Genomic DNA, 23,223 nt, shown 5'->3' with positions numbered 1-23,223 from the left:
TATTCTTTTTAGAATTTAAATGTCGCACCACCGTTTATAATAGTCCCATTAAATCCAAATTGATTTACTTCCCAAGGATACTTAAAACGACCTCCCAGATCAGTAACAAAATCTCCCTGTGTTTCTATCTCATCAGGATAAACGTCCAGTAAGTTATTAGCAGAAGCAAACATTGAAAAATTCTTACTAAAATTATACCTTATTATTAAGTCTGTAATAATTTTTCCAGCAAATGTTTGGTCATACGCTTCATCTTCTAATGGAAGATTTGCCCCGTCTGGTCCAAGTGGAGCTCCATTTAATCCATTATTAGAATGCTGCCAGGTTACTTCACCGAAGTAAGTATTATTTAAATTAAATACCCATTTAGCTATACTGTAATCAAACCCAAGAAGAACTTTTGTCTTTGGTCTTGCAGAAACAATTCTAGACTGTTCTTTACGGTTAAAAATATCGTAACCATTTTCTCCTAATAATCCGGGAGCCTCTATTTGAAGGCCATCAGTGGAAGGGTCTACATCTTCATTATCAATAGTGGTTTCATTATAATTAGCAGCTAAAATTGCTCCTAATTTACCACTACCTAATTCAATGTTACTCAAAGTAGCAACTAAATCTGCTCCTGTAGTAGTTGTGTTAACAGCATTTACAAAAAACTTCAAACTTGTAATAGAGTTATTGACTAAGATTTGTTCAACTGGGTTAACCGAATCATCATCTCCATCAAAGCCAATTTCACCTGTAAATAATACTCGGTCTTCAACCTCGACATTATAGAAATCAGCCGAAACAGATAATTTTGGAGATATTTTATAGGTAATTCCGGCAGAAATATTTTTTGAAGTTTCTGCAGATAACTGTGGTACACCCAACCCTTCTCTTATAACGGGATCTACATTATTAAAAGTACCTTGATTTGAAACTGTACCTCCAGACACTAATGTTTGAATATTACTTAAATATATCTGGTGTAATGAAGGTGCTCTAAATCCTGTACTATAAGAAGCTCTTATGGCCCCTCGATTATCTCCTAGAATATATCTTCCATTGGCTTTCCACGAAGTATTATCTCCAAAATCACTAAAATCTTCATAGCGTACAGCTCCTCCAATAAGGAGTTCGTTTGTTAGCTCCCATTCTAAATCACCATAGACACCATAGTTATTACGAGTTGCAGAAACTGCATTGGCTGGTTGCAAGCCGGGAAAAGACTGTGCTCCAGCTCCAAAATATGAGGCTGATTCACCAGCAATAGACCTAAATCGCTCTTCTTTAGCCTCTGCACCAAAAGCAATACTTACATCGCCAAACGACCTGGATACATCAAAATTTGCAAGAAGATTATTAAAAGAATATGCTCCAACATCAAATGAGGTTGGACTATTTGCTCCAAGGTCAAGGTTTATACTACTATTTACCATGTAGTCTACAGCATTTCTACCAAAAGTTCCACTTAGGTCTACATTAAAGCCAGCCAGGTCGAATTCCACTCCTACAGTAGAATTGTTATCTCTGACCTCGGTCTCAAAAGTTGGTTGAAATCCTTGATACTCTGTACCCTCATCATGTAGTAAATTAAACTCATCCATAACCCAGTAAGGAGCTCTATATAATGCAAAACTTTTTCCTTCTCTATATGTAACACCTCCAAATGCATAGACTTTTCCTTTATTATCAGAAAAAGGAAGGCCAAAGTTAAAAAACAAATCTCCTTTATAAAGCTCAGGCTGTCCTACTGTCATACCTAAATCTGGATTTTCACTTAACCAATCACCCCAATCCGGATCATCTGCCAATACACCAAAAAGTACATCTTCGCCAGGGCTTCCTGCTCTATTTGTTTCTTCTTGTTGATAATAACCAAAAGTCAAATTCAAATACCCCCCATTTTCACCAACTGCCAATCCGGTATTAACATCTGCTCCTAAATTAAATCCATCTCCTTCTGTAGTCACTCCGGAAGTTACATTGACCGTAGTTTCTCCAACATCATCTTTAAGGACCATGTTAATTACACCTGCAATTGCATCAGATCCATATTGAGCAGAAGCTCCATCACGCAATACTTCAATTCTTTTAAGAGCAGCTGCGGGAATACTTTTTAAATCTACGCCTACTTCTCCTTTTCCGGGAGTATCATTAATATATACTAATGCGCTTTGATTTTTTCGTTTTCCATTCACCAAGACTAACGTCCTACTTGGGCCTAATCCACGAAGGTCTGCAGGATCAAAATGAGCAGTAGCATCAGAAATTGTCTGGTTTGTCGAATTGAAAGATGGTACTTTATAGGTTAACATCTTATCAACTGTGGGCTGACCTGTACTTTGCAGCTCTTCTACTGAAATATTATCAATGGGAACAAGCGAAGTGAGTACTGTTCGTGGCTTAGAACGGTTACCAACAATTACCACTTCATCCAGTACATCTCCTTCAGCCATAATAACCGAAACAGGTGAAGAATTAACATTTAACTCAACAGTAGCAAACCCTACCGAGCTAAAAACCAGTACTGTTGGGAGGGATTCTACTTCTAAAGAAAAGTTCCCGTCAATATCTGACGTTGTTCCATTTGTAGTTCCTTTTTCAATAACATTCGCAAAAGGAACAGTGTCACCATTTGGATCACTGATTTTTCCGTTAAGTGTTGTCTGAGCAAACACAAAACATGGGAAAATTAACAGTAAAAGCAAGAGTTTCCTGCAATTTGTATTGTTTTGATTCATAGTTAAGAGTTTTGATTAATCTACCGAAGGTACTAAAGATTTGTCACTTTTTTATTTATTACAGTATAATATAGACAAGGATTTCGGTAAAAAGTTAACAATCACTTAGCTAAAGTCTTAAAATTTTAAAATTTCAATGTAATCCCCACTAATCTTTTTAAATTTGCAGCCTAATTTTTTCCGACATACAATATGTACAGAACACACTCTAATGGAGAATTAAGAGCCTCAGATATAAATACAGAAGTGACCTTAGCAGGATGGGTTCAAAAAACACGTGACAAAGGTTTTATGATCTGGGTTGACCTAAGGGATCGTTACGGTATCACACAACTCATTTTTGATGAAGAAAGAACTCAAAAATCGGTAATGGAAACTGCTTCAAGATTAGGGCGGGAATTTGTGATACAAGCCAAAGGAACTGTTATTGCAAGAGAATCTAAAAACCCTAATATCCCTACCGGAGATATTGAAATATTGGTTTCTGAAGTAGTTATACTCAACGAAGCATTAACTCCTCCTTTCACTATTGAAAATGAAACCGACGGTGGGGAAGATCTACGCATGAAATATCGCTACCTTGATATTAGAAGAAAACCCGTTAGAGAAAATCTTGTTTTTCGCCATAAAGTAACCATGGCTGTACGCAATTATCTTTCGGAAAAAGAATTTGTAGAAGTAGAAACTCCTTATCTAATAAAATCCACTCCTGAAGGGGCGCGTGATTTTGTAGTTCCTTCCCGTATGAATGAAGGCCAATTTTACGCACTTCCTCAATCCCCACAAACCTTTAAGCAGCTATTAATGATAGGTGGAATGGACAAATACTTTCAAATTGTAAAATGTTTCCGCGATGAGGATCTCCGTGCAGACAGGCAGCCGGAGTTTACTCAGATAGACTGTGAAATGGCATTTGTGGAGCAGGAAGATATCTTACATACTTTTGAAGGGCTAACACGCCACTTACTCAAAGAACTTAATGGTGTGGATGTAGCCGAATTTCCAAGAATGACCTATGATGATGCCATGAAAAAGTATGGGAATGATAAACCGGACATTCGTTTTGGGATGGAATTTGGCGAATTAAATGAAGTAGCACAACACAAAGATTTCAATGTTTTTAATCAAGCTGAATTAGTTGTTGGTATTGCTGTCCCGGAGGGTAACACACTTACTCGTAAAGAAATTGATAAACTAACAGATTGGGTAAAGCGTCCACAAATAGGTGCTTTAGGAATGGTATACTGTCGTTGTAATGAAGATGGAAGTTTTAAGTCTTCGGTAGACAAGTTTTACGATCAGGACGATTTAGCAAAATGGGCAGACATAACAGGAGCTAAAGCCGGTGATTTGATATGTGTTCTTTCAGGAGACACTCATAAGGTACGTACTCAGTTAAGTGCATTGCGAATGGAGTTAGCAGAAAGAAAAGGACTCCGTAAAGCAAATGAATTTGCACCACTTTGGGTAGTTGACTTTCCTTTATTGGAATGGGATGAGGAAACAGAACGATACCATGCAATGCATCATCCGTTCACATCTCCAAAACCCGGGCAACTTGATCTTCTGGAAACTAATCCTGGTGATGTAAAAGCAAATGCATATGATCTTGTTCTTAATGGAAATGAAATTGGTGGTGGTTCAATTAGAATTCACGACAAAGAAACACAGGCGTTGATGTTTGATTATTTAGGTTTTACTCCGGAAGAAGCTAAAGCGCAGTTTGGTTTTTTAATGGATGCTTTCCAATATGGAGCTCCTCCTCACGGCGGGATCGCATTTGGGCTTGACAGGCTAGTATCTATTCTGGGTGGTCAGGAAACCATTCGTGATTTTATTGCGTTTCCAAAAAACAACTCGGGTCGTGATGTAATGATCGATGCACCTGCTGTAATCGATAATGAGCAATTAAAGGAACTAGGCTTACAACTCAACTTAAAATCGTAACTTTAAAATCCTGCTCCCGCAGGATTTTTTACACATAAAGAGATGCCTGCCCAAAAGCGAACTTTGCTTACAAGATTCCTTATCTGGCGATTGAAACATATATCGCACAAGCAGTTCATTTTTATTGTGAGTATTGTCATTGGCTTTCTATCAGGAATGGTGGCAGTCCTTATTAAAAATGGCACACATTTCATTCAGTTGTTGTTGGAAGGAAAGTTGATAAAAGAATATCACAGTGCATTTTATTTTATTTTTCCAATCATTGGCTTGACTCTCACTTATTTTATTTTAAAATATGTGGTAAGAAATAAGCCTACACAAGGTATTCCCGCTACTCTATTTGCCATCTCAAAGAAAAAAGGACTTATGAAACGGTTTCAAATGTATGGGAGTTTGCTGGCCGCACCTATTACCGTAGGTTTTGGAGGTTCGGTTGGATTGGAGGGCCCCACAGTAGCTACAGGTGCAGCATTAAGTTCTAATCTGTCCCGAATGCTTCATATGAATCAGGCAACAAGAACCTTATTGATAGGATGTGCAGCAGCAGGGGCAATGGCTTCCATTTTTAAAGCTCCTATTGCCGCAATCATTTTCGCAATAGAAGTCTTCAGTCTGGATCTTACTCTAGTATCGCTGATCCCTTTATTATTAGCTTCTATCTCGGCAAGTATTACTTCGTATTTTTTCTTCGGAAATGATGTGTTGCTACCTTTTAGTATTGAAGATAAATTCTTGCTGAAAGATATTCCGCTCTATGCTCTATTGGGAATTGTGGCTGGGTTTGTATCGATCTATTTTACTGAAACCTACGAACGTTTTCAGAAATTCTTTGAAAAAATAGGGTCTCCCATAAAACGGCTACTCATTGGTGGATTAGGTATTGGGATTCTTGTATATTTTATTCCACCTCTCTATGGTGAAGGTTTTGATGTCATTAATAATTTGGTGCAAGGAAACCCGGAGAAAGCTTTAGAAAATAATATTTTTCAGTTAGAACTCAACAGTGTATGGGTACTGGTTGCCTTATTGGGTGGTCTCGTCCTTTTTAAAGTAATTGCGAGCTCACTTACATTTGGTGCCGGCGGTGTTGGAGGTATTTTTGCACCAACTCTTTTTATGGGAAGTATTATGGGGTATTGCCTGGCTAAGATCTTAAACAACATTGGTTTTTTGACGAGTCCGGTTTCCGAAAGTAATTTTACACTAGTGGGAATGACAGGATTAATGGCCGGGGTTTTACACGCACCTCTAACAGCCATCTTTTTAATTGCTGAAGTTACAGGCGGTTATGAACTGTTTTTACCTTTAATGATTACCGCTGCTATTTCATTTTCAATTACTAAATATTTTGTCCCCCACTCCGTATATGCAATGGAACTGGGCAGAAAAGGAGAACTAATCACCCATGATAAAGATCACGCCGTACTTACCCTTATGGATATAAGGTCTGTTGTAGAGCAGAACTTCATTGCATTATATCCGGATATGACCTTAGGTGAAATTGTACATCGTGCCGTAGTTAAGTCTAACCGTAATATTTTCCCCGTTATTCATCAAGATACCGAAACTTTGGAAGGTATCATTTTGTTAGATGACCTTCGGCCTGTAATGTTCGATCAGTCACTCTACAAAGAAGTTACTGCTCGAGATCTAATGCAAAACCCATCTGCAATCATTAATTTAGCTGAAGATAAAATGACAAATGTCATGAAGAAATTTCAAGATACCGGCGCATGGAATCTTCCGGTAATTTCTGAAGGCACCTATTATGGTTTTGTATCTAAATCCAAATTATTAACTGCCTACAGAAGAAAACTAATTGATTTTTCAGGAAAATGAAATACATACTCTCTATACTGCTAATTATTGTTATCATAGGAACATGTTCTGGTTTTTATATAAAATCAGAACATGAAGCCACCGGCAACCTTATTATAGGCCTTTCCGTTGTTACAGGATTTTTTGTTTTAATGCCTCTTTTTATATATCACCGTTGGAAAAACAGAAGTGTGAAAGATTATATGCTAACTAAAGAGAACATAGAAAAAATGAGAAATTACGGTAAAGACAAGAAGCTATAAATCAACGGGTTTTTCAAAAAAAAGTTTTTTTGGTAGCTTTTGACTTCATATTTTATAGTACATTTGTTCATTATTAATTTATTTTTTTATTTACAATGGAAGGAACAGTAAAGTTTTTTAACGAATCAAAAGGGTACGGATTTATCACTAATGATGAGACCCAAAAGGACATTTTTGTACATGTAACCGGTCTTAATGGCGAAGCTCTTAACGAAGGTGACAAAGTAGAATATGTAGAAGAAGAAGGACGAAAAGGAATGGTTGCCGCACAAGTGCGAGTGATCCATGACTAAGATATATATCTTATAACTGACCAGAAAAACCCGCTATGATTCTAGCGGGTTTTTTATTTAATTCAAGTTCCGTTTTTCTATAAAAAAACGTTTCAATAATTGTGAAGATTCCTTTTCTAAAATTCCACCTGTCATTTTTGTCTTAGGATGTAATTTTGTATCCATTGCAATACACCCTCGTTGTTCATCTCTCGCTCCATACACAATCTTGGAAATCTGACTCCAAAATAATGCTCCTGCACACATCTGGCAAGGTTCAATAGTAACATATAGTGTGCAATCTATTAGATATTTTCCTCCCAGATAATTCGCTGCTGCTGTAATGGCTTGCATTTCGGCATGAGCAGTGACATCATTCAAGGTTTCCGTTAAATTGTGAGCTCTGGCAATGATCTGGTTATTGATCACAATAACAGCACCAATAGGCACTTCTCCTTTTTCATAAGCGACCTCTGCCTCAGCCAAAGCACGTTTCATAAAATAAGCGTCATCATGTGGGTTTATCAAACTCATTCATCTATATTAAAGATGGTAAAAGTACAAAAGCAAAATGTATCTTTGTGATGTGCCAAAAAAGATATTAGATACTATTCTGTTTCCTAAAGACCTTCGGAAACTAACTCCACAGGAACTCCCTCAGCTTGCCCAAGAATTGCGTGACTTTATTATTAATATTGTGGCTGTAAAAGAAGGACATTTGGGTGCCAGCTTAGGCGTGGTAGAATTGACCATTGCTCTACATTACGTTTTTAACACTCCTGAAGATATCTTAGTTTGGGATGTTGGGCATCAGGCCTACGGGCATAAAATCTTAACCGGAAGAAAAGATAGTTTTCATACCAATAGACGATTAGGTGGTTTAAGCGGTTTTCCAAAAATGAAGGAAAGTGAATACGATACTTTTGGTACCGGACACAGCAGTACGGCAATCTCAGCAACGCTGGGAATGGCAATTGCCGCGCAATTGGCAGGTGATGCCGAAAGGCAGCATATTGCCGTAGTAGGTGATGCATCTATTGCCAGTGGAATGGCCTTTGAGGCCTTAAACCATGCAGGTGTAACAGATACCAATCTATTAGTGATCCTAAATGACAATGCTATTGGTATTGACCCCAGCGTAGGTGCCCTAAAGGCGTATTTAACAAAAGTAAATTTAGACGGTGCTCCGGAAACAGACAATATTTTTGAAGCACTTAATTTTGACTATTCCGGTCCAGTGGACGGACACAATATTGCTGAACTGATTTCAGAATTAAATAGGCTGAAAGAAGTTAAAAGGCCTAAACTACTCCATGTTATTACCAAAAAAGGAAAAGGACTAAAACAGGCAGAAGAAAATCAAGTAGTCTATCATGCTCCCGGAAAGTTTAATGCAGAAACCGGGGAGTTACTTCCAAAAAAAAATGAAAAACTCCCTCCTAAGTTTCAAGATGTGTTTGGAAAGACTATCGTGGAGCTTGCTTCAAAAAATAAAAAGATCATTGGAATTACTCCCGCAATGCCCACGGGAAGCTCCTTAAAATATTTAATGGAAGAATTTCCAAACCGTGCTTTTGATGTAGGGATAGCCGAACAACATGCAGTTACTTTTGCAGCAGGCCTTGCAACACAAGGGTTGCAGGTATTTTGTAATATTTACTCTACTTTTTTACAACGAGCTTACGATCAGGTAATTCACGATGTGTGCCTGCAAAAGCTCCCTGTTATCTTTTGTTTGGATCGTGCAGGAATTGTTGGGGAAGATGGTGCTACACATCACGGCATTTTTGATCTGGCTTATTTACGCTGCATCCCAAACCTAATCATTTTTGCACCTAGAGATGAAATAGAACTTCGCAATATTTTATATACCGCGCAATTAGGATTGAAATCACCAATTGCTATTAGATATCCGCGTGGAAGAGGAAGTGTCTTAAATTGGAAACAGCCATTTTCAAAAATTGAAATAGGCAAGGCTGAAGAATTAAAAAAAGGTGAAGCCATAGCGGTTTTAACAATAGGAACTTTAGCCGGTAATGTAAAAGAAGCTATTGCCGGAATTTCAGATTCTGAAAAAATAGCCTGCTATGACATGCGTTTTGTAAAACCTTTAGATGAAGAATTACTCCATAAAATTTTCAAAAAATATAGAACCGTCATTACTATAGAAGATGGAGTTGTTATAGGTGGTTTTGGAAGTGCTATTACCGAATTCTCAGCAAAAAACAAGTACTCTAATACTATTAAAATTTTTGGAATTCCAGATGTATTTCCAGAACATGGAACCGTACATGAGCTTCACGATTTAGCAGGGATCTCAACAGAAAAAATAAAACAAAGCCTGGAAAAATTACTTTCTACTGCAGAATAAATTATAAATCTCCTTTGATCTTTTTGAAAGTCTGCACTGCATTTCCATCGGTAAGTCCCGAAATAAACCCGCAACATTTCATTAAATAGGTATACACAGATTGATTTCTATCGAGGTCGTTTTCAAAACTCTTTAAAAGTAACTTATCATAATGACGCTCATTTCCATTTAAATAATTTTCAATAGATATTGTATAGGCGTCCAGTAAGGTGGAAAGAATATTATAACCTGCTATTTCTTTATCTATCACTTCGGTACTTTGGTACACTTTTTCAACACTTATTTTGATGATATCATCTATTTGCGCTTTATAATTGCTTTTATCCAAAAGAGCTTCAGAAAAAGTCCCTTTTAATATAGCCTCCTCGTTGGTAAGAAAAATAGATGTAGCTTCAGCTATCAATGTATTAATTGCTAACGACCTAAGATACGCCAGTCTATCAGAAGCTTGTGTTAATGCATTGTATTTCTTCGTATTGATACTGTCTTTCACCAGTTTAATAAAGTATTCCAGTGCAAATTCCTCCTCGATCAGGCCTAAATTAATTCCATCTTCAAAGTCAATGATCGTATAACAAATATCGTCAGCAGCTTCCACTAAAAACGCTAAAGGATGACGGTGATAGGTCAGGGGTTTTTTGTCTTCCTGTTTCAGCAATCCCAATTCCAGAGCAACTTCATTAAAAAATGCTGTTTCAGATTGAAAAAATCCATATTTTTTATCTGCAATATGGTCCGTCGGTTTTTTGGGTAATGATTCTTTTGGATACTTCATAAAAGCACCTAAAGTTGCATACGAAAGCCTCAAGCCTCCATTCACTCCATTTTTAGATTCAGTTAGTATTTTAAAACCATTGGCATTTCCTTCGAAGTCTACCAAATCCTGATATTCTTTTTGAGTTAACTGTAATTGAAATCGTTTTCCTTTTCCATTTAAAAAATAATCGCCAATTGCTTTTTCACCACTATGCCCAAAAGGAGGATTCCCTATATCGTGTGCTAAAGCGGCAGCAGCAACGATTGCACCAAAATCATTGAAATGATGACCATGTAAGGTCTGCAAATGAGGGTGTTTTTCGAGCACTGCTTTTCCAACAGTACGTCCTAAAGAACGACCCACGACAGAAACTTCCAGGCTGTGTGTTAGACGTGTATGTACAAAAGATGTTTTGGACAACGGTATTACCTGTGTTTTGTCTTGAAGGCTTCTAAAAGCTGAAGAAAAAATTACCCGGTCAAAATCTACTTCAAAACCTAAACGGGTTTCATCTTGCTCAATTCGTAATCTCTTATTTATATCACCCTGACGGCGTAAAGACAGAAGCTGTTCCCACTGCATCATAGTACTAAAAATTTGCTATGCAAGATACTATTTATAAAAACCATATCAAGAAAAATTACAATGTTAAATGATTAACATTTAGGTAACCTTCTTATGACAAATTGGTAATCTGAACTTTACAATGCCTTTACATTAACTCGGTTTCTTTGCATCAGAAATTAATACAAAAATGAAGCAATTATTTACTATTCTACTTTTATGTTTTACAGCATTTTCATTCGCTCAGGGAACTGGTTCTATTGTAGGTAAATTAACAGATAAAGACTATAACAACGATCCTCTCCCTTTTGCAAATATATTAATTAAAGATACCGGTAAAGGAGTAACATCGGATATTGATGGTTTATATGCTATTGAAAATGTAACACCTGGAGTATATACTGTAGTTTTTAGTTTTGTTGGTTATGAAACTGTAGAAATAAACAATGTAATAGTAGAAGCAAATAAAGTAACCACTGTAAATGTCCCTATGGGTGCCAGTGCAGCTGCTCTTGATGAAGTAGTCATCAAAACCTCAACAAAAAGAGAAAGTGTAGTTGCCCTTTTGATAGAACAAAAAAAGGCAGTTGAAATTAAAGAAAGTATAGGGGCCCAGGAGATGGGAAAACTGGGTATAAGTGATGCCTCTTCTGCTACTACAAAAATTTCCGGTGTCAATAAAACAGATGGTTCCGGAGATGTATTTGTTCGTGGTTTAGGAGATCGTTATTTATCCACTACTTTGAATGGATTACCCATACCGTCTGATGATATTGAAAGAAAAAATATTAACCTTAGCCTTTTCCCTACCAGACTTATCCAAAGTGTTTCGGTTAGTAAAACAACTTCTCCGCGAATTTCCGCAGATCAGTCTTCTGGAAATATAGATATTAGCTCCAAAGAACTAAATAATAGCAAGGTCTTATCAATTAGCTTAAGTGGATCGGCCAATACAAATGTAATGTCGGATGGTGTTTCCGATAACTACAAAGGATCGGCCAATAGCAGCGACCTTTCATTTGGATTTTACTCCAGTGACCTGAATGCAAGAGATGCCATTACTCAACAAAGCTGGAATCCAGAGATAATAGATACCCCTATAAATCGTTCTTTTGGATTAAGTGCAGGGACAAAAATTGGAGGGAATTTACGTGTCTTGGTTACTGCCGGACAATCTGATAACTATGAATATCGAGAAGGGGTGTTCAGGCAATATCGATCTAACTTTATTGATGATATTATTCCTGATGCGATTACGTGGTCCAGAACTATTACAACTTCGGGTTTATTTCATTCAGAATACAAAGTTGATGATAACAACGATTTACAGTTTAATACACTGTTTATTAATAAAATTCAGGATAATGTATTTGAAGGTGGCAGAGCAGGGACAGCCATTATTTTTGAAGAGACCGATCCCACAGAAGGATTATTTCAATTTATCCGTGATCAGAACCTTAAAAAGACACTACTTTCCGTTTCACAATTAAGTGGCACTCACAATATTTCAGAAAAAAATGCACTTGATTGGGCTGCCGGATACAATTTCTTGAGTGCAGATGAACCCAAAAGAATTAGAAATGAAGTAAACTTCAATGAAGATATTGTTCAATTAGGGCGTACAGGTGGTTTTCAGCAAAGAAAAAGTTTTCAAAAAATAGAAGATATAGAGTATAACGGACGCCTGGAAGATACTCACAAGTTTTATGAAACAGATACAAATTTATTCCAGGTAACAGCAGGTCTTAATTTCAGAAATAAGACAAGAGATTTTAAATCTCAATTCTTTGGTGTGGAAGAAGTATTTACCAATGCCATCAACCCGGAGTCCATTGACCTTATATCTGATATTTTTACACAATCAAGATTTGACAATGGTATTCTAAAATTAAATACACTTCGTGCAGACCTGTACGAAGGTGAATTAAAATCAATTGCCGGTTATATAGACTTCATAGGCACCATTGGTAACTTAACTGTAGAAGCAGGCGTACGTTATCAAAATGATGACATCAGCGTGAACTTTGATGTTGGAAACTTTCCCGGAAGAATAGGTAGTACCGCTAAAGAGTATCGCAGACTTTATCCTTCAATAAATTTGAAATATGCTATTAATGACGAGCATAGTATCCGTTTCGCTAATAGCACCACTACTACTTTACCCGAATTTAAGGAAATTGCTCCTTTTGAATATGTTTCTCAGGTGGGCCAGGTAACCCGTGGAAATCCAGATATTGAAGCATCTATTAATTATAACTATGACTTAAAATGGGAGTACTTTCCTTCCAGTGATCAACTGGTTTCGGTTACAGGGTTTTACAAAAAAATAGAGGATCCTATTAATAAAGTACAAGATAGAGGTTCTGCAGGAGTGTTCTCTTATTTTAATTCTGCTAATAAAGCAGAAGTTTACGGAATTGAGCTAGAAACAAGGATTAATATCTTAAACCAGGAAGGTAAACCGAGTTTAAAAACAAATCTGAATATTTCCAGAATGTGGCATGAGCAAGACTTGTTGGAGATATTTGACGAGGATGGAAATTTTGTGAGAACTTTCAGATATAAAGGGCTCACAAAAACAGACCTTCAAGGGGCATCGGACTGGATAGTGAATACCACGCTTAATTTTTCAACGAATACTGAAAATCCTTTTGAAGCTGTTATAACCGGGAACTATACTTCCGATAAAGTGTATGCGCTAGGAGCTCCCGAAATACAAACTTCCAGTGATATAAATTATAATGATGCGATTGTGGAAAAAGGTTTTATACGCTTAGACCTTCTTTTAAATAAAGAAATAAATGACCATTTAAAAGTAGGCCTTTCCGGAAAGAATTTATTAGATCCTGAAATAAAAAGAACTCAATTGATACGCCCAAGTACAACAGGAATTGAAACAGAAGAAACGGTTCTTTCCTATACAAAAGGGCTTCAAATAGGCTTTAATGTTAACTACTCTTTTTAAAATAATTAATGTTCAACTCAATTAAAAAAATCATGAAAAACTTTAAAACAATAGCGACACTATTTGCTGTTTTGGCAATGCTAATCATAACAGGTTGCAGCAGCAGTGATGATACAGTTATCGTTGATGATGAACCGACCGGAAGTTCAGACTTAAGTGGTGACTTAACTGAAGACAGAGTTCTTGACCCTTCAATAGAATATGCAATAACTGCACCTTATCTGGTAAAATCCGGTGCTAAATTAACCATACCGGCCGGAACCGTTATTGTTTCTGAAACCGGAACTGACAGATATATTGCAGTTGAGCAAGGAGGTGAAATTGATATTCAAGGTACTGCCAACCTTCCTGTTATAATGCGATCTGCAAACAGTAGCCCAGGAGACTGGGGTGGTTTGCTTATTTGCGGTGAAGCAAGAACTACAGAAGGCGTAGACGCTACAGCCGAAGTTGGCGGCCTTATCTATGGCGGAACCAACGATGGTGATAGTTCAGGAAATATTGATTATCTAATTATAAAAGGTGCAGGAGCTCAAATAAATAATGATTCTCAATACAACGGATTAACACTTTATTCTGTTGGTTCTGGTACTACTATTGACAATGTTGCTCTTGTTGACGGAGCGGATGACGGTGTTGAATTCTTTGGAGGAACCGTTTCCGTAAATAACCTCTATCTTGAAAATAACGAGGATGATGCTGTGGATTGGACCGAAGGATGGAACGGAACTGTTACCAATACTTATGTACTTCATACAATCGACGGTTTCTCTACTGCTGTTGAAGCTGACGGCGACAATAATAATCCAAAACTTGTAAATTTCACTGCCAGCTCCACTACAGGAGGTACTGCTTTGCAATTTAAAAAGGAATCCGGTGCTACTATTACAGGACTTTCATTAACAGGTTACGAAACCTCAATTGACATGAAAGATGATGGCCCGCTTACCAATGTGGTCATTGATGGTGAAGCTGGAGATCCAAACGCAACTTATATTGCTCCTCCAACTGTTGATGTAGCTATTTTTAGTTGGGTAAATTCCAACCAATCCGGCCAGGAATTTACTATCCTTGAAGGTAGTGTTACCGAAACTGTAACTTTGGACCCAAATACAAAATACCTTCTTAACAATTCATATATAGTGCAAGATGGTGGAAAATTGATCATTCCTGCCGGGACTAAAATAACGGCACGTGATGCAGGGACAGAAGTATACATTGCTGTATTAAAAGGAGGTAAAATTGAAATAAACGGTACAAGCTCAAATCCAGTTGTCATGTCTTCTCAAGCTGCTCAACCAGGAGATTGGGGTGGTTTAACCATCTGCGGTGATGCCCCAACAACCGAAGGTGTAAACGCTACTGCCGAAGTAGGTGGTTTCATCTACGGGGGTAACAACCCTAATGATGATTCCGGTAATATAGACTATCTGGTTATTTTAGGAACAGGAGCTCAAATTAACTCTGACTCTCAATACAATGGAGTTTCACTATATGCAGTTGGAGATCAAACATCTATAAACAACCTGGCCGTAATTAACGGTGCTGATGATGGTATTGAATTTTTTGGTGGGACTGTTAGTGCTACTAATCTGTATTTTGAAAACAATGAAGATGATTCTGTGGACTGGACCGAAGGATGGAACGGAGGTATCACTAATACTTATGTTTTGCACGAGATCGATGGTTTCTCTACTGCTATTGAAGCCGATGGTGATAATAACAACCCTTCTATTACTAATTTCACTGCCATGTCATCTACAGGTGGTACAGCTTTACAATTCAAAAAAGAGTCCGGAGCTACTTTAACAAATGTTCTACTTACAAGTTATGATACAAATGTAGATATGAAAGATGATGGGCCAATAGGCAATATAATTGTGGATGGTACCCCAATGACCTCTCCTGTTGATGATGTATTTAACGGCACTGCTGTAGATATCTCCGGTTGGGACTGGATCAATACTAGATTATAATCATAAGATTTTCTTATAATTTATTCTATTAGCCAAAAAGAGCTTCTTTATAAGAAGCTCTTTTTTATTGTAGTGTGTTTTAAAATTATTTTGCTCTTAACAATGAAAAGTTTAAACATCAAATGATACACTACCGTTACTAATATCGTACATAGCACCAACAATCATTATCTCGTTATTTCTTTCCATTTCAGATAAAATAGGGCTTTCCTTCCGAATGTTATCTATGGTTAATTGTACATTTTTTGTAGCAACAGTGTCTACAAAATCCAAATTATTTGAATTCCTGAGAGCGGCATCTTTAGGTTCTGTAACTGCCTCTACTGCCGGTTCAATCTTTTCGATCAATTTTGTAAGATTTCCAAGTCGGGCATGGTCACATGCACCCTTCACTGCACCACAACTGGTATGACCCATTACTACTATTAGCTTAGTTCCTGCCAGTTTACATGCAAATTCCATACTACCTAAAATATCTTCATTTACAAAATTCCCTGCAATACGAATACTAAATATATCTCCAATCCCCTGGTCAAAAACCAATTCTGCAGAGACTCTGGAATCGATGCAGCTTAAAACTGTAGCAAATGGGAACTGCCCTTCGGTAGTCTCATTTACCTGCTGTAATAAATTTCTATTTGCACTTAAATTGCTTTGAAACCTTTGGTTTCCATCTTTTAAATATTGCAATGACCTTTTAGGAGTCATTGTCGCTTGTGTTTCTTTTGTATGTGCTTTCATTCTTTTTTCTTTTATAATTTTTAATCTAGATATTTGTCTTTTACATTTTTATTAATCCATACCAGGCAATCTTTAAAGTTTTTAAAAATATGCTCCGGTGGAATAAGGTCCGGTATAATATCGATACGCTCCAACATATACCTAGGCTGTTTTAGTACATCTACTAACAGTACATTTATGCCTCTTCTTGAAAGGTCTACCAGAATGTCTTCCATAGCGTATAGCCCAGATTGATCAATATATTGCATTCTGTCCATTCTTATGATTACCGCAGAAGCGGTTTCAGGAATTTGAGAAGCTAATTGCTGGAACTCGCTTGTAGAACCAAAAAATAAAGGTCCTTTTATATGCTTAATGAACACTTCTTCTTTTAGTTCTTCAGGGAAATTATGTTCATCGTCCCATGCTTTTTCTTTCAGCAATGTTTTCACATCAGATCTTTCTGCTGTAAGATCTCCCATCTTCTTCATAAACATAAGAGATGCAATCACCAATCCTATCCCTACTGCATATACCAAATTCCAAACAGAAGACAGAATCAATACCGTAAGCATAATTATCACTTCGGCTCTTGGCATGTTAGGGATCGCTCTTAATCCTTTGTAGTCCATTACACCAATTCCTACCGTAATCAATATTCCTGCTAATACTGCTGCAGGAATTTGTGATGCTACAGGCCCTAATGACAACAAAATAATGAACAACAAAACACCAGCAATCATTCCGGATAATCTTGTTTTCCCACCAGATTTTATATTTACTACCGTTCTAATAGTAGCCCCTGCTCCGGGAATTCCTCCAAAAAACGCTCCAATACTATTTCCAATTCCTTGCCCTACAAGTTCTTTATTAGGCTTATGTTTAGTTTTGGTCATATTATCTGCTACCACAGAAGTTAATAATGAGTCAATAGCGCCAAGTAAAGCGAGTGTAAGTGCCGTAAATATATACGGTGTAACACTTGCTAAGCTGAAATCGGTGAATATTTCCAAATTAGGAATTGGCAATCCACTGGGAATCTCCTCTATAGGGCGATAGTTTAATTTAAATCCATAGGCAATTCCGGACATAACCAATAAAGCTACCAATGTACTTGGCACTACTGTAGTAATCCGTTTAAAACCATAAATAATTAAAATAGTCCCTAACGCTAATAGCAGTTCTAACCAATTGATGTTATTCAAGGCTTTCGGGAGCATTTTAATTGCTCCTATTACTCCGGAAGCATCAGCTGCTGCCAGCGTTTGAGATTCTTTAAGGATATCTTCCTGACTAATAGTTTTTGCCCTTTTAATGGTTTCTTTAAAGTCTTCCAATACCAATATCCCTTCACCAGCCTCTTCTTTTAAAATATTATCCAATATGATCTCTTCAGCCATAGGCTTATATTGATTTACATATTCGGAATCCTCTTTCGGATAGTATCCAATTGACGGAAGAATTTGTGTCACCAAAATAATGATCCCAATAGCTGTCATAAATCCTGAAACAACAGGATAGGGTATATACTTAATATATTTCCCCAAACCAATGGCTCCTAGCCCTATTTGCATTAATCCGGCTAACAGGAATACTGTTAAAATAACCGGTAGTGCTTTATTTACATCTCCATCATTAAGAGCAATTATCCCAGCTATTACTACCATACTAACAGCAGTCATAGGTGCGGTTGGGCCGGAGATTTGGGTATTGGTACCACCAAATAGGGCGGCAAAGAAACTTACAAAAATTGCCCCATATAACCCTGCGCTTGGGCCTAATCCAGAGCTTACTCCAAAAGCTAATGCCAGAGGCAAGGCTACAATTCCAGCTGTAATTCCTCCAAATAAATCACCCCTAAAGTATTTTAAATTAAATAGATTTTTCATTGTATTTATAATAAATAAATTTTTAATCAACCTCTATTTTGTAATAAAGGCTAAGTTATAAGTTGAAATAAATATTTTTAAAAAAATTAAATAATAAACTCCGGAGGGGGGAGATGTATTTTTGAAGTATAAGTGGATGAATCCTCCAAATAAAAAATAAAATGAATATTCTCTTTAAGGCAATGATTTAAAGAAACCTCCGAAAATGGATTTATAAGTATTTTATTCTCTTCAATGCCTTTTTCGGTCTTATTTTGAGATTCTTCTTCAGCAAAATCTATTAAAACTATTACATCCGGTTCCAGGTCCAGCATATTCAAAAATGAAGGGGCCAGCATTGAAAACAGTAATGAAAATGAAAATAAAATTACCGTAAAAGATTTCAACATATTATTTATCCGGTTTCAGCAAATATAATTGCAAATATCCTTTTTAGATATTGAATATTTGTTAAAAAACCTTTAAAATAGATGTTCTAATGAATTAGGTTTTATTTTTCAACTAAAGGCTAACAATGTTTAGTAAATAGCAAAGAAGTGTATATGATGTAATAAGTTATGGATAAAAAAAGCGCCAATATTGGCGCTTCTATATAAAAAAGAATGTTTTTAATTAATTGGAAACAATACGGGTGTCTGTCACCTCCCATGTTTTAACTTCGTTGATTTTAGCACTTTCATATGTTACTTCTTTCATAACGTCTCCCTGATAAAAAAACCATGTCCCTACTTTTTCACCATTATCATATTGAGCTACTGCTGTTTTATTACCTAAGGTATCATAACTAATCCATTCACCTTGAAGTTTATTGTCTTTAGTATAAAAGCCGGTCTGAGAAATAGTGCCATTTTCATGATAAAGTGTCGCTTCTATGACATCATCATTTAGAATATACGTATCCTTTTTTGTTTCTTGTCCAAAAGCTATTCCTACAGTAAGAAGGGTCACTAAGATCACAATTATTTTTTTCATATCAAATAGCATTTTCATTAATAACTCAAAGATACAAAATACGTAACAATTACGAAAGGTTTACATAACATTAAATTTACATTAGCCTTATAACTTATTGATAATTAATTATATATAGATTAAGATTTAACATTGGGAATTGTAAAAACTATATTATATTCTTAATGTTTTTTTAATATTCTCTTTACTATAACACCATGTAAGTGTATTTTATTTGTAGCACATCTTTTAAATATCGTTTAGTTTTTGTCAACTAGATTTTAAAAGTGTAGGGCTATCCTTTGGGGTAGCCTTTCTTGTTAAAATATGGATCTTCACAGCATTACAACTAAAATTTTCTTTTTTATTTACCTGGTCTTAACGTTAACTTAACATTAGTGTTGGTTATTTGTAGCGACAAAAACTTTAAACGATTTTTAATGAGACTACATTACTTAGTCTTTGCAGTAGTATTTCTTTCTTTATTCACTGCAAATTCACAAGAAATTACTGAAACAAAATTTGGAAAAGGAATGCTTAATCTGGTTGCTAAGGACAGCTCCTGGAGTGTTAAGTTTGCACCTCGTATTCAATTTAGAGCTATGTCTCAATGGGATCATGATGGAGACACATATGGAAAGCCTGAACAAAACTTTTTAATTCGGAGAGCCCGTCTAAAATTTAATGGTTTTGCTTTTTCCCCAAAACTAAAATACAAACTGGAATTAGGTTTATCGAATAGAGATATTTCCGGAGCCAATCAGTTTAACAGTAACGCCCCCAAGTATATATTAGATGCTGTTATCATGTGGAATTTTTACGAAAATTTTGAATTATGGGCAGGACAGACAAAACTTCCGGGGAATGTGGAGCGTGTGGTCTCTTCGGGGAATCTTCAGTTAATTGACCGTTCTTTACTTAATAGCCGTTTCAATATTGATCGTGATTTAGGAATACAAATACGCCACCATACAATGCTTTCAGAAAAATTCATGATCCGTGAAAAATTGGCTCTTTCTCAGGGGGAAGGACGCAACATAACTACTGGAAACTTAGGCGGCCATCAATATACCGCAAGATTAGAATTGCTTCCTTTTGGGAAGTTTAAAAGCAAAGGAGATTATACTCAAAGTGATCTAAAACGCGAACAAACTCCCAAACTGATGTTAGGAGTTACATACGACTACAATCAAGATGCTGTAAAAACCCGCAGCAACCAAGGTTCTTATATGTTTACCTCCACAGGGTTTTACGAAACAAATATCACTACACTTTTTATTGATGCTGTATTTAAATACAAAGGGTTCTCTTTTATGGGAGAATTTGCCAATCGCGATGCGGACGCTCCTATTGCCGTTGAGACAGACGGAACCCCGGCAGTAGATGATGATGGAAATCCAACTGATGACATTGTAGTAATAGGGAATGCTGTCAACCTTCAAGCTGGTTATTTGTTTAGCAATAACTATGAGGTGGCAGGGAGGTTCACTAGCTTAGATTTTGACAATGTTACCGGAAGGGCAATGCAAGAACAATACACCTTAGGTGTTTCAAAATATATCGTAGGTCATAAATTGAAAGTTCAATCTGATGTCAATTATACTACCGTAGGTGGTGATCAGGACAGCATTGAATTTAGGTTAGGTTTTGACCTGCATTTTTAAATGATAATAGATAACAATTTGGTAACAATCAAACTCATTTTAATTGAGACATTTGCACCACAATTAACTACTAATTACAATGGATAATATTTATTTATTAATGCTTGTTGCCCTTGCTGCACTAGCTGTTGCCGACCTTGTTGTTGGCGTAAGTAATGATGCTGTTAACTTTTTAAATTCTGCAATTGGTTCTAAAGCAATCTCTTTTAGAACTATCATGATTGTAGCCAGTTTAGGTATTTTTATAGGAGCGGTTTTCTCCAGTGGAATGATGGAGGTGGCCCGTAAAGGTATCTTTATACCCGGGGAATTCTATTTTGAAGAGATCATGATCATCTTTATGGCAGTAATGATAACCGATATATTGCTGTTAGATTTCTTTAACACCTTAGGCATGCCAACTTCAACAACAGTTTCTATTGTTTTTGAATTACTGGGAGCAGCCGTTGTTATGGCCTTGATAAAAATTAGTGCTTCAGATTCTCAAACGTTTGCTGATCTTGGAAGTTATATAAATACTGCTAAAGCCACTGAAATTATTACCGGCATACTTCTTTCGGTAGTTATTGCATTTAGTGTCGGAGCTCTGGTACAATGGTTATCTCGTTTGATTTTTACATTTCACTATGAGAAAAAGATTAAAAACTTTGGGGCTTTATTTGGTGGCGTAGCTTTAACTGCTATTGGGTACTTCATATTTATGAAAGGACTAAAAGGAACGCCATATTATGGTGACTTTAAAAATATTTTAGAAGAGCAAACGCTATTACTTGTTGCCGGAAGTTTTGTTTTCTGGACATTGTTCTCTTTCCTCTTCATGAAAGTTTTCAAAAAAAGCATTCTTATATTTGTTATTGCTGTCGGGACCTTTGGTTTAGCTCTGGCTTTCTCCGGGAATGACCTGGTAAACTTTATAGGTGTCCCTATGGCAGCATACCACTCTTATGAAGCATGGGCTGCATCAGGTGAATCTGCTATGGCATTTTCAATGGATGTACTTGATAAAAAAGTGCCGGCAGAGCCATTACTATTATTTATTGCCGGAGGGGTAATGGTAGTTACACTTTGGTTCTCCAAAAAGGCCCGTACCGTAGCTGATACTGAAATTGGCTTGTCCAGACAAGGAGAAGCCTATGAAAAGTTTAATCCTAATATGTTGTCACGTACTGTTGTTAGGGGAAGTACAAAACTAGTTTCTCTACTTGGTGCTGTCATTCCACAAGCAACACAAGATAAAATCAACTCCAGTTTTGAAAAACCTGTGGTTAACTTACCGAAGCATAAAACGTATGAGTTGCCAGCATTCGATATGATTCGTGCTTCCATCAACTTGATGGTGGCAGGTGTGCTTATCTCTATTGCAACATCTATGAAATTACCCCTGTCTACCACCTATGTAACTTTTATGGTAGCCATGGGAACCTCGTTAGCAGACAGGGCCTGGGGTAGAGAAAGCGCTGTATATCGGGTGGCAGGTGTATTGAATGTAATTGGAGGGTGGTTCTTTACTGCCTTTAGTGCTTTTGTTGCTGCTGGAACATTAGCTTATATTATTTATCTGGGAAAAGGTGTTGCAATTGCAATATTACTGTTATTAGCTATAGCGTTGTTGATTAGAAATTATATTTCGCACAAAAAGAAATCTAATGCTAATGCAATTATTCCTGCGGATGGATTGAAAAAAGCAGAAAGTAATACGGTACAAGGAATCATTGAAGAGAGTGCTGACAATGTTTCCAAAGCAGTTTCAAGAACCAATAAAATCTATTCTTCGATTATTAGCGGGTTAGCAAAACAGGATGCCGGCAAGTTGAAAAAGAGTAAAGAACGTGTTACCAAATTAAGTGATGAAGTTGATGAATTACGCGATAACATTTTCTATTTTATTAAAAATCTTGACGAGACCAGCGTACGAGGTAGTAACTTCTATATACTAATATTGGGTTACCTCACAGATGTAACTCAATCTTTAGAATATATTGCCAAGGTAAGCTATAAACACATTAATAATAACCATAAAGCCTTACGATTTAATCAAATTAAAGACCTACAGGAAATTGATTCTTCCTTTGAGCATCTTTTAAAAGATATTGAGTCAATCTTCGACAACCGTGAATTTGAAAAACTAGATGACATTCTTGTTAGGAAAAGCAGAGCGTTTGATGATCTATCTGAAATGATCGAAAAGCAAATTACCAGAACCAGAACAGAAGAGTCCAGTCCTAAAAACACAACACTCTACTTTAGTCTCTTATTAGAGACTAAAGATTTGGTTACTGCGCTAATGAATTTAATGGAAGAATACTATAAGAGCTATAACAAAGACTAGTAGTTTTCTTT

The 23,223-nt window shown here is 36.5% G+C and carries 16 protein-coding genes; 9 read left to right on the top strand and 7 right to left on the bottom strand.

The features are described from left to right. Positions 1 to 8: 8 nt before the first annotated feature. Positions 9 to 2,726 carry a TonB-dependent receptor gene (locus tag ACY2RT_RS09100; protein ID WP_490155599.1) on the bottom strand — a complete coding sequence of 906 codons (2,718 nt, stop codon included), beginning with the start codon at positions 2,724 to 2,726 and terminating at the stop codon, positions 9 to 11. A gap of 192 nt (positions 2,727 to 2,918) precedes the next feature. Between ACY2RT_RS09100 and aspS the strand changes: the two genes are divergently transcribed. The 4 genes from aspS (at position 2,919) to ACY2RT_RS09080 (ending at position 7,047) form a co-directional block, all read left to right on the top strand. Next, positions 2,919 to 4,673, top strand: a complete 1,755-nt coding sequence (gene aspS / locus ACY2RT_RS09095; protein WP_490155598.1) for an aspartate--tRNA ligase — start codon at positions 2,919 to 2,921, stop codon at positions 4,671 to 4,673. A gap of 42 nt (positions 4,674 to 4,715) precedes the next feature. Next, complete coding sequence (locus ACY2RT_RS09090) at positions 4,716 to 6,512, top strand: chloride channel protein (RefSeq protein ID WP_490155597.1); 1,797 nt, start codon at positions 4,716 to 4,718, stop codon at positions 6,510 to 6,512. After that, a complete protein-coding gene (locus ACY2RT_RS09085) occupies positions 6,509 to 6,754 on the top strand; it encodes a hypothetical protein (RefSeq protein WP_490155596.1) in 246 nt (81 codons plus the stop codon). Before ACY2RT_RS09090 ends, ACY2RT_RS09085 begins: the two co-directional genes overlap by 4 nt. 95 nt (positions 6,755 to 6,849) lie before the next feature. Beyond that, positions 6,850 to 7,047 carry a cold-shock protein gene (locus ACY2RT_RS09080; protein WP_490155595.1) on the top strand — a complete coding sequence of 66 codons (198 nt, stop codon included), beginning with the start codon at positions 6,850 to 6,852 and terminating at the stop codon, positions 7,045 to 7,047. A gap of 57 nt (positions 7,048 to 7,104) precedes the next feature. On the opposite strand, the gene ACY2RT_RS09075 is transcribed toward ACY2RT_RS09080, so the two are convergent. Beyond that, a complete protein-coding gene (locus ACY2RT_RS09075; RefSeq protein ID WP_490155775.1) occupies positions 7,105 to 7,554 on the bottom strand; it encodes a nucleoside deaminase in 450 nt (149 codons plus the stop codon). A gap of 43 nt (positions 7,555 to 7,597) precedes the next feature. Between ACY2RT_RS09075 and dxs the strand changes: the two genes are divergently transcribed. Next, positions 7,598 to 9,397, top strand: a complete 1,800-nt coding sequence (gene dxs, locus ACY2RT_RS09070; protein WP_490155594.1) for a 1-deoxy-D-xylulose-5-phosphate synthase — start codon at positions 7,598 to 7,600, stop codon at positions 9,395 to 9,397. Position 9,398: 1 nt separating this feature from the next. Here the strand turns inward: dxs and dgt are convergent, their stop codons facing one another. Then, on the bottom strand, positions 9,399 to 10,736 hold the full coding sequence (dgt, locus tag ACY2RT_RS09065) for a dGTP triphosphohydrolase (protein ID WP_490155774.1): 1,338 nt from the start codon (positions 10,734 to 10,736) through the stop codon (positions 9,399 to 9,401). Between the two features lie 172 nt (positions 10,737 to 10,908). On the opposite strand from dgt, the gene ACY2RT_RS09060 reads away from it, so the two are divergent. Both ACY2RT_RS09060 and ACY2RT_RS09055 read left to right on the top strand, forming a co-directional pair. Then, positions 10,909 to 13,683: a TonB-dependent receptor gene (locus ACY2RT_RS09060; RefSeq protein WP_490155593.1), complete on the top strand. Its 2,775-nt coding sequence runs from the start codon at positions 10,909 to 10,911 to the stop codon at positions 13,681 to 13,683. 32 nt (positions 13,684 to 13,715) lie between these two features. Beyond that, on the top strand, positions 13,716 to 15,659 hold the full coding sequence (locus ACY2RT_RS09055) for a hypothetical protein (RefSeq protein WP_490155592.1): 1,944 nt from the start codon (positions 13,716 to 13,718) through the stop codon (positions 15,657 to 15,659). A gap of 111 nt (positions 15,660 to 15,770) precedes the next feature. Here ACY2RT_RS09055 and ACY2RT_RS09050 read toward each other — a convergent pair whose 3' ends face one another. The 4 genes from ACY2RT_RS09050 to ACY2RT_RS09035 all read right to left on the bottom strand — a co-directional run bounded on the left by ACY2RT_RS09050 (position 15,771) and on the right by ACY2RT_RS09035 (position 19,240). Next, positions 15,771 to 16,400 (bottom strand): carbonic anhydrase family protein, encoded by a 630-nt coding sequence (locus ACY2RT_RS09050; RefSeq protein WP_490155591.1) that lies wholly within the window; start codon positions 16,398 to 16,400, stop codon positions 15,771 to 15,773. Positions 16,401 to 16,420: 20 nt separating this feature from the next. Continuing rightward, a complete protein-coding gene (locus tag ACY2RT_RS09045; protein ID WP_490155590.1) occupies positions 16,421 to 18,268 on the bottom strand; it encodes a SulP family inorganic anion transporter in 1,848 nt (615 codons plus the stop codon). An 86-nt stretch (positions 18,269 to 18,354) separates the two neighbouring features. After that, positions 18,355 to 18,657, bottom strand: coding sequence for a hypothetical protein (locus tag ACY2RT_RS09040; protein WP_490155589.1), 303 nt, complete (start codon positions 18,655 to 18,657; stop codon positions 18,355 to 18,357). Positions 18,658 to 18,880: 223 nt separating this feature from the next. Continuing rightward, positions 18,881 to 19,240, bottom strand: a complete 360-nt coding sequence (locus tag ACY2RT_RS09035) for a toxin-antitoxin system YwqK family antitoxin (protein WP_490155588.1) — start codon at positions 19,238 to 19,240, stop codon at positions 18,881 to 18,883. Positions 19,241 to 19,659: 419 nt separating this feature from the next. Here ACY2RT_RS09035 and ACY2RT_RS09030 point away from each other — a divergent pair, with 419 nt between their 5' ends. Both ACY2RT_RS09030 and ACY2RT_RS09025 read left to right on the top strand, forming a co-directional pair. Beyond that, the gene (locus ACY2RT_RS09030; protein WP_490155587.1) at positions 19,660 to 20,883 is read left to right on the top strand and encodes a porin; all 1,224 of its coding nucleotides are present in this window, start codon (positions 19,660 to 19,662) and stop codon (positions 20,881 to 20,883) included. 79 nt (positions 20,884 to 20,962) lie between these two features. After that, a complete protein-coding gene (locus ACY2RT_RS09025; RefSeq protein WP_490155586.1) occupies positions 20,963 to 23,212 on the top strand; it encodes an inorganic phosphate transporter in 2,250 nt (749 codons plus the stop codon). Positions 23,213 to 23,223 lie beyond the last annotated feature (11 nt).

The organism is Ulvibacter sp. 2210JD10-4 (assembly GCF_058148525.1).
This window is presented reverse-complemented; position numbering and strand designations above follow the sequence as displayed.

Coding starts and splice junctions, on each gene's coding strand:
- ACY2RT_RS09030 (WP_490155587.1), top strand. CDS start 19,660: ATGAGACTACATTACTTAGTCTTTGCAGTAGTATTTCTTTCTTTATTC.
- ACY2RT_RS09050 (WP_490155591.1), bottom strand. CDS start 16,400: ATGAAAGCACATACAAAAGAAACACAAGCGACAATGACTCCTAAAAGG.
- ACY2RT_RS09080 (WP_490155595.1), top strand. CDS start 6,850: ATGGAAGGAACAGTAAAGTTTTTTAACGAATCAAAAGGGTACGGATTT.
- ACY2RT_RS09045 (WP_490155590.1), bottom strand. CDS start 18,268: ATGAAAAATCTATTTAATTTAAAATACTTTAGGGGTGATTTATTTGGA.
- ACY2RT_RS09100 (WP_490155599.1), bottom strand. CDS start 2,726: ATGAATCAAAACAATACAAATTGCAGGAAACTCTTGCTTTTACTGTTA.
- ACY2RT_RS09025 (WP_490155586.1), top strand. CDS start 20,963: ATGGATAATATTTATTTATTAATGCTTGTTGCCCTTGCTGCACTAGCT.
- dxs (WP_490155594.1), top strand. CDS start 7,598: ATGTATCTTTGTGATGTGCCAAAAAAGATATTAGATACTATTCTGTTT.
- ACY2RT_RS09055 (WP_490155592.1), top strand. CDS start 13,716: ATGAAAAACTTTAAAACAATAGCGACACTATTTGCTGTTTTGGCAATG.
- ACY2RT_RS09090 (WP_490155597.1), top strand. CDS start 4,716: ATGCCTGCCCAAAAGCGAACTTTGCTTACAAGATTCCTTATCTGGCGA.
- ACY2RT_RS09085 (WP_490155596.1), top strand. CDS start 6,509: ATGAAATACATACTCTCTATACTGCTAATTATTGTTATCATAGGAACA.
- ACY2RT_RS09060 (WP_490155593.1), top strand. CDS start 10,909: ATGAAGCAATTATTTACTATTCTACTTTTATGTTTTACAGCATTTTCA.
- dgt (WP_490155774.1), bottom strand. CDS start 10,736: ATGCAGTGGGAACAGCTTCTGTCTTTACGCCGTCAGGGTGATATAAAT.
- ACY2RT_RS09035 (WP_490155588.1), bottom strand. CDS start 19,240: ATGAAAAAAATAATTGTGATCTTAGTGACCCTTCTTACTGTAGGAATA.
- ACY2RT_RS09040 (WP_490155589.1), bottom strand. CDS start 18,657: ATGTTGAAATCTTTTACGGTAATTTTATTTTCATTTTCATTACTGTTT.
- aspS (WP_490155598.1), top strand. CDS start 2,919: ATGTACAGAACACACTCTAATGGAGAATTAAGAGCCTCAGATATAAAT.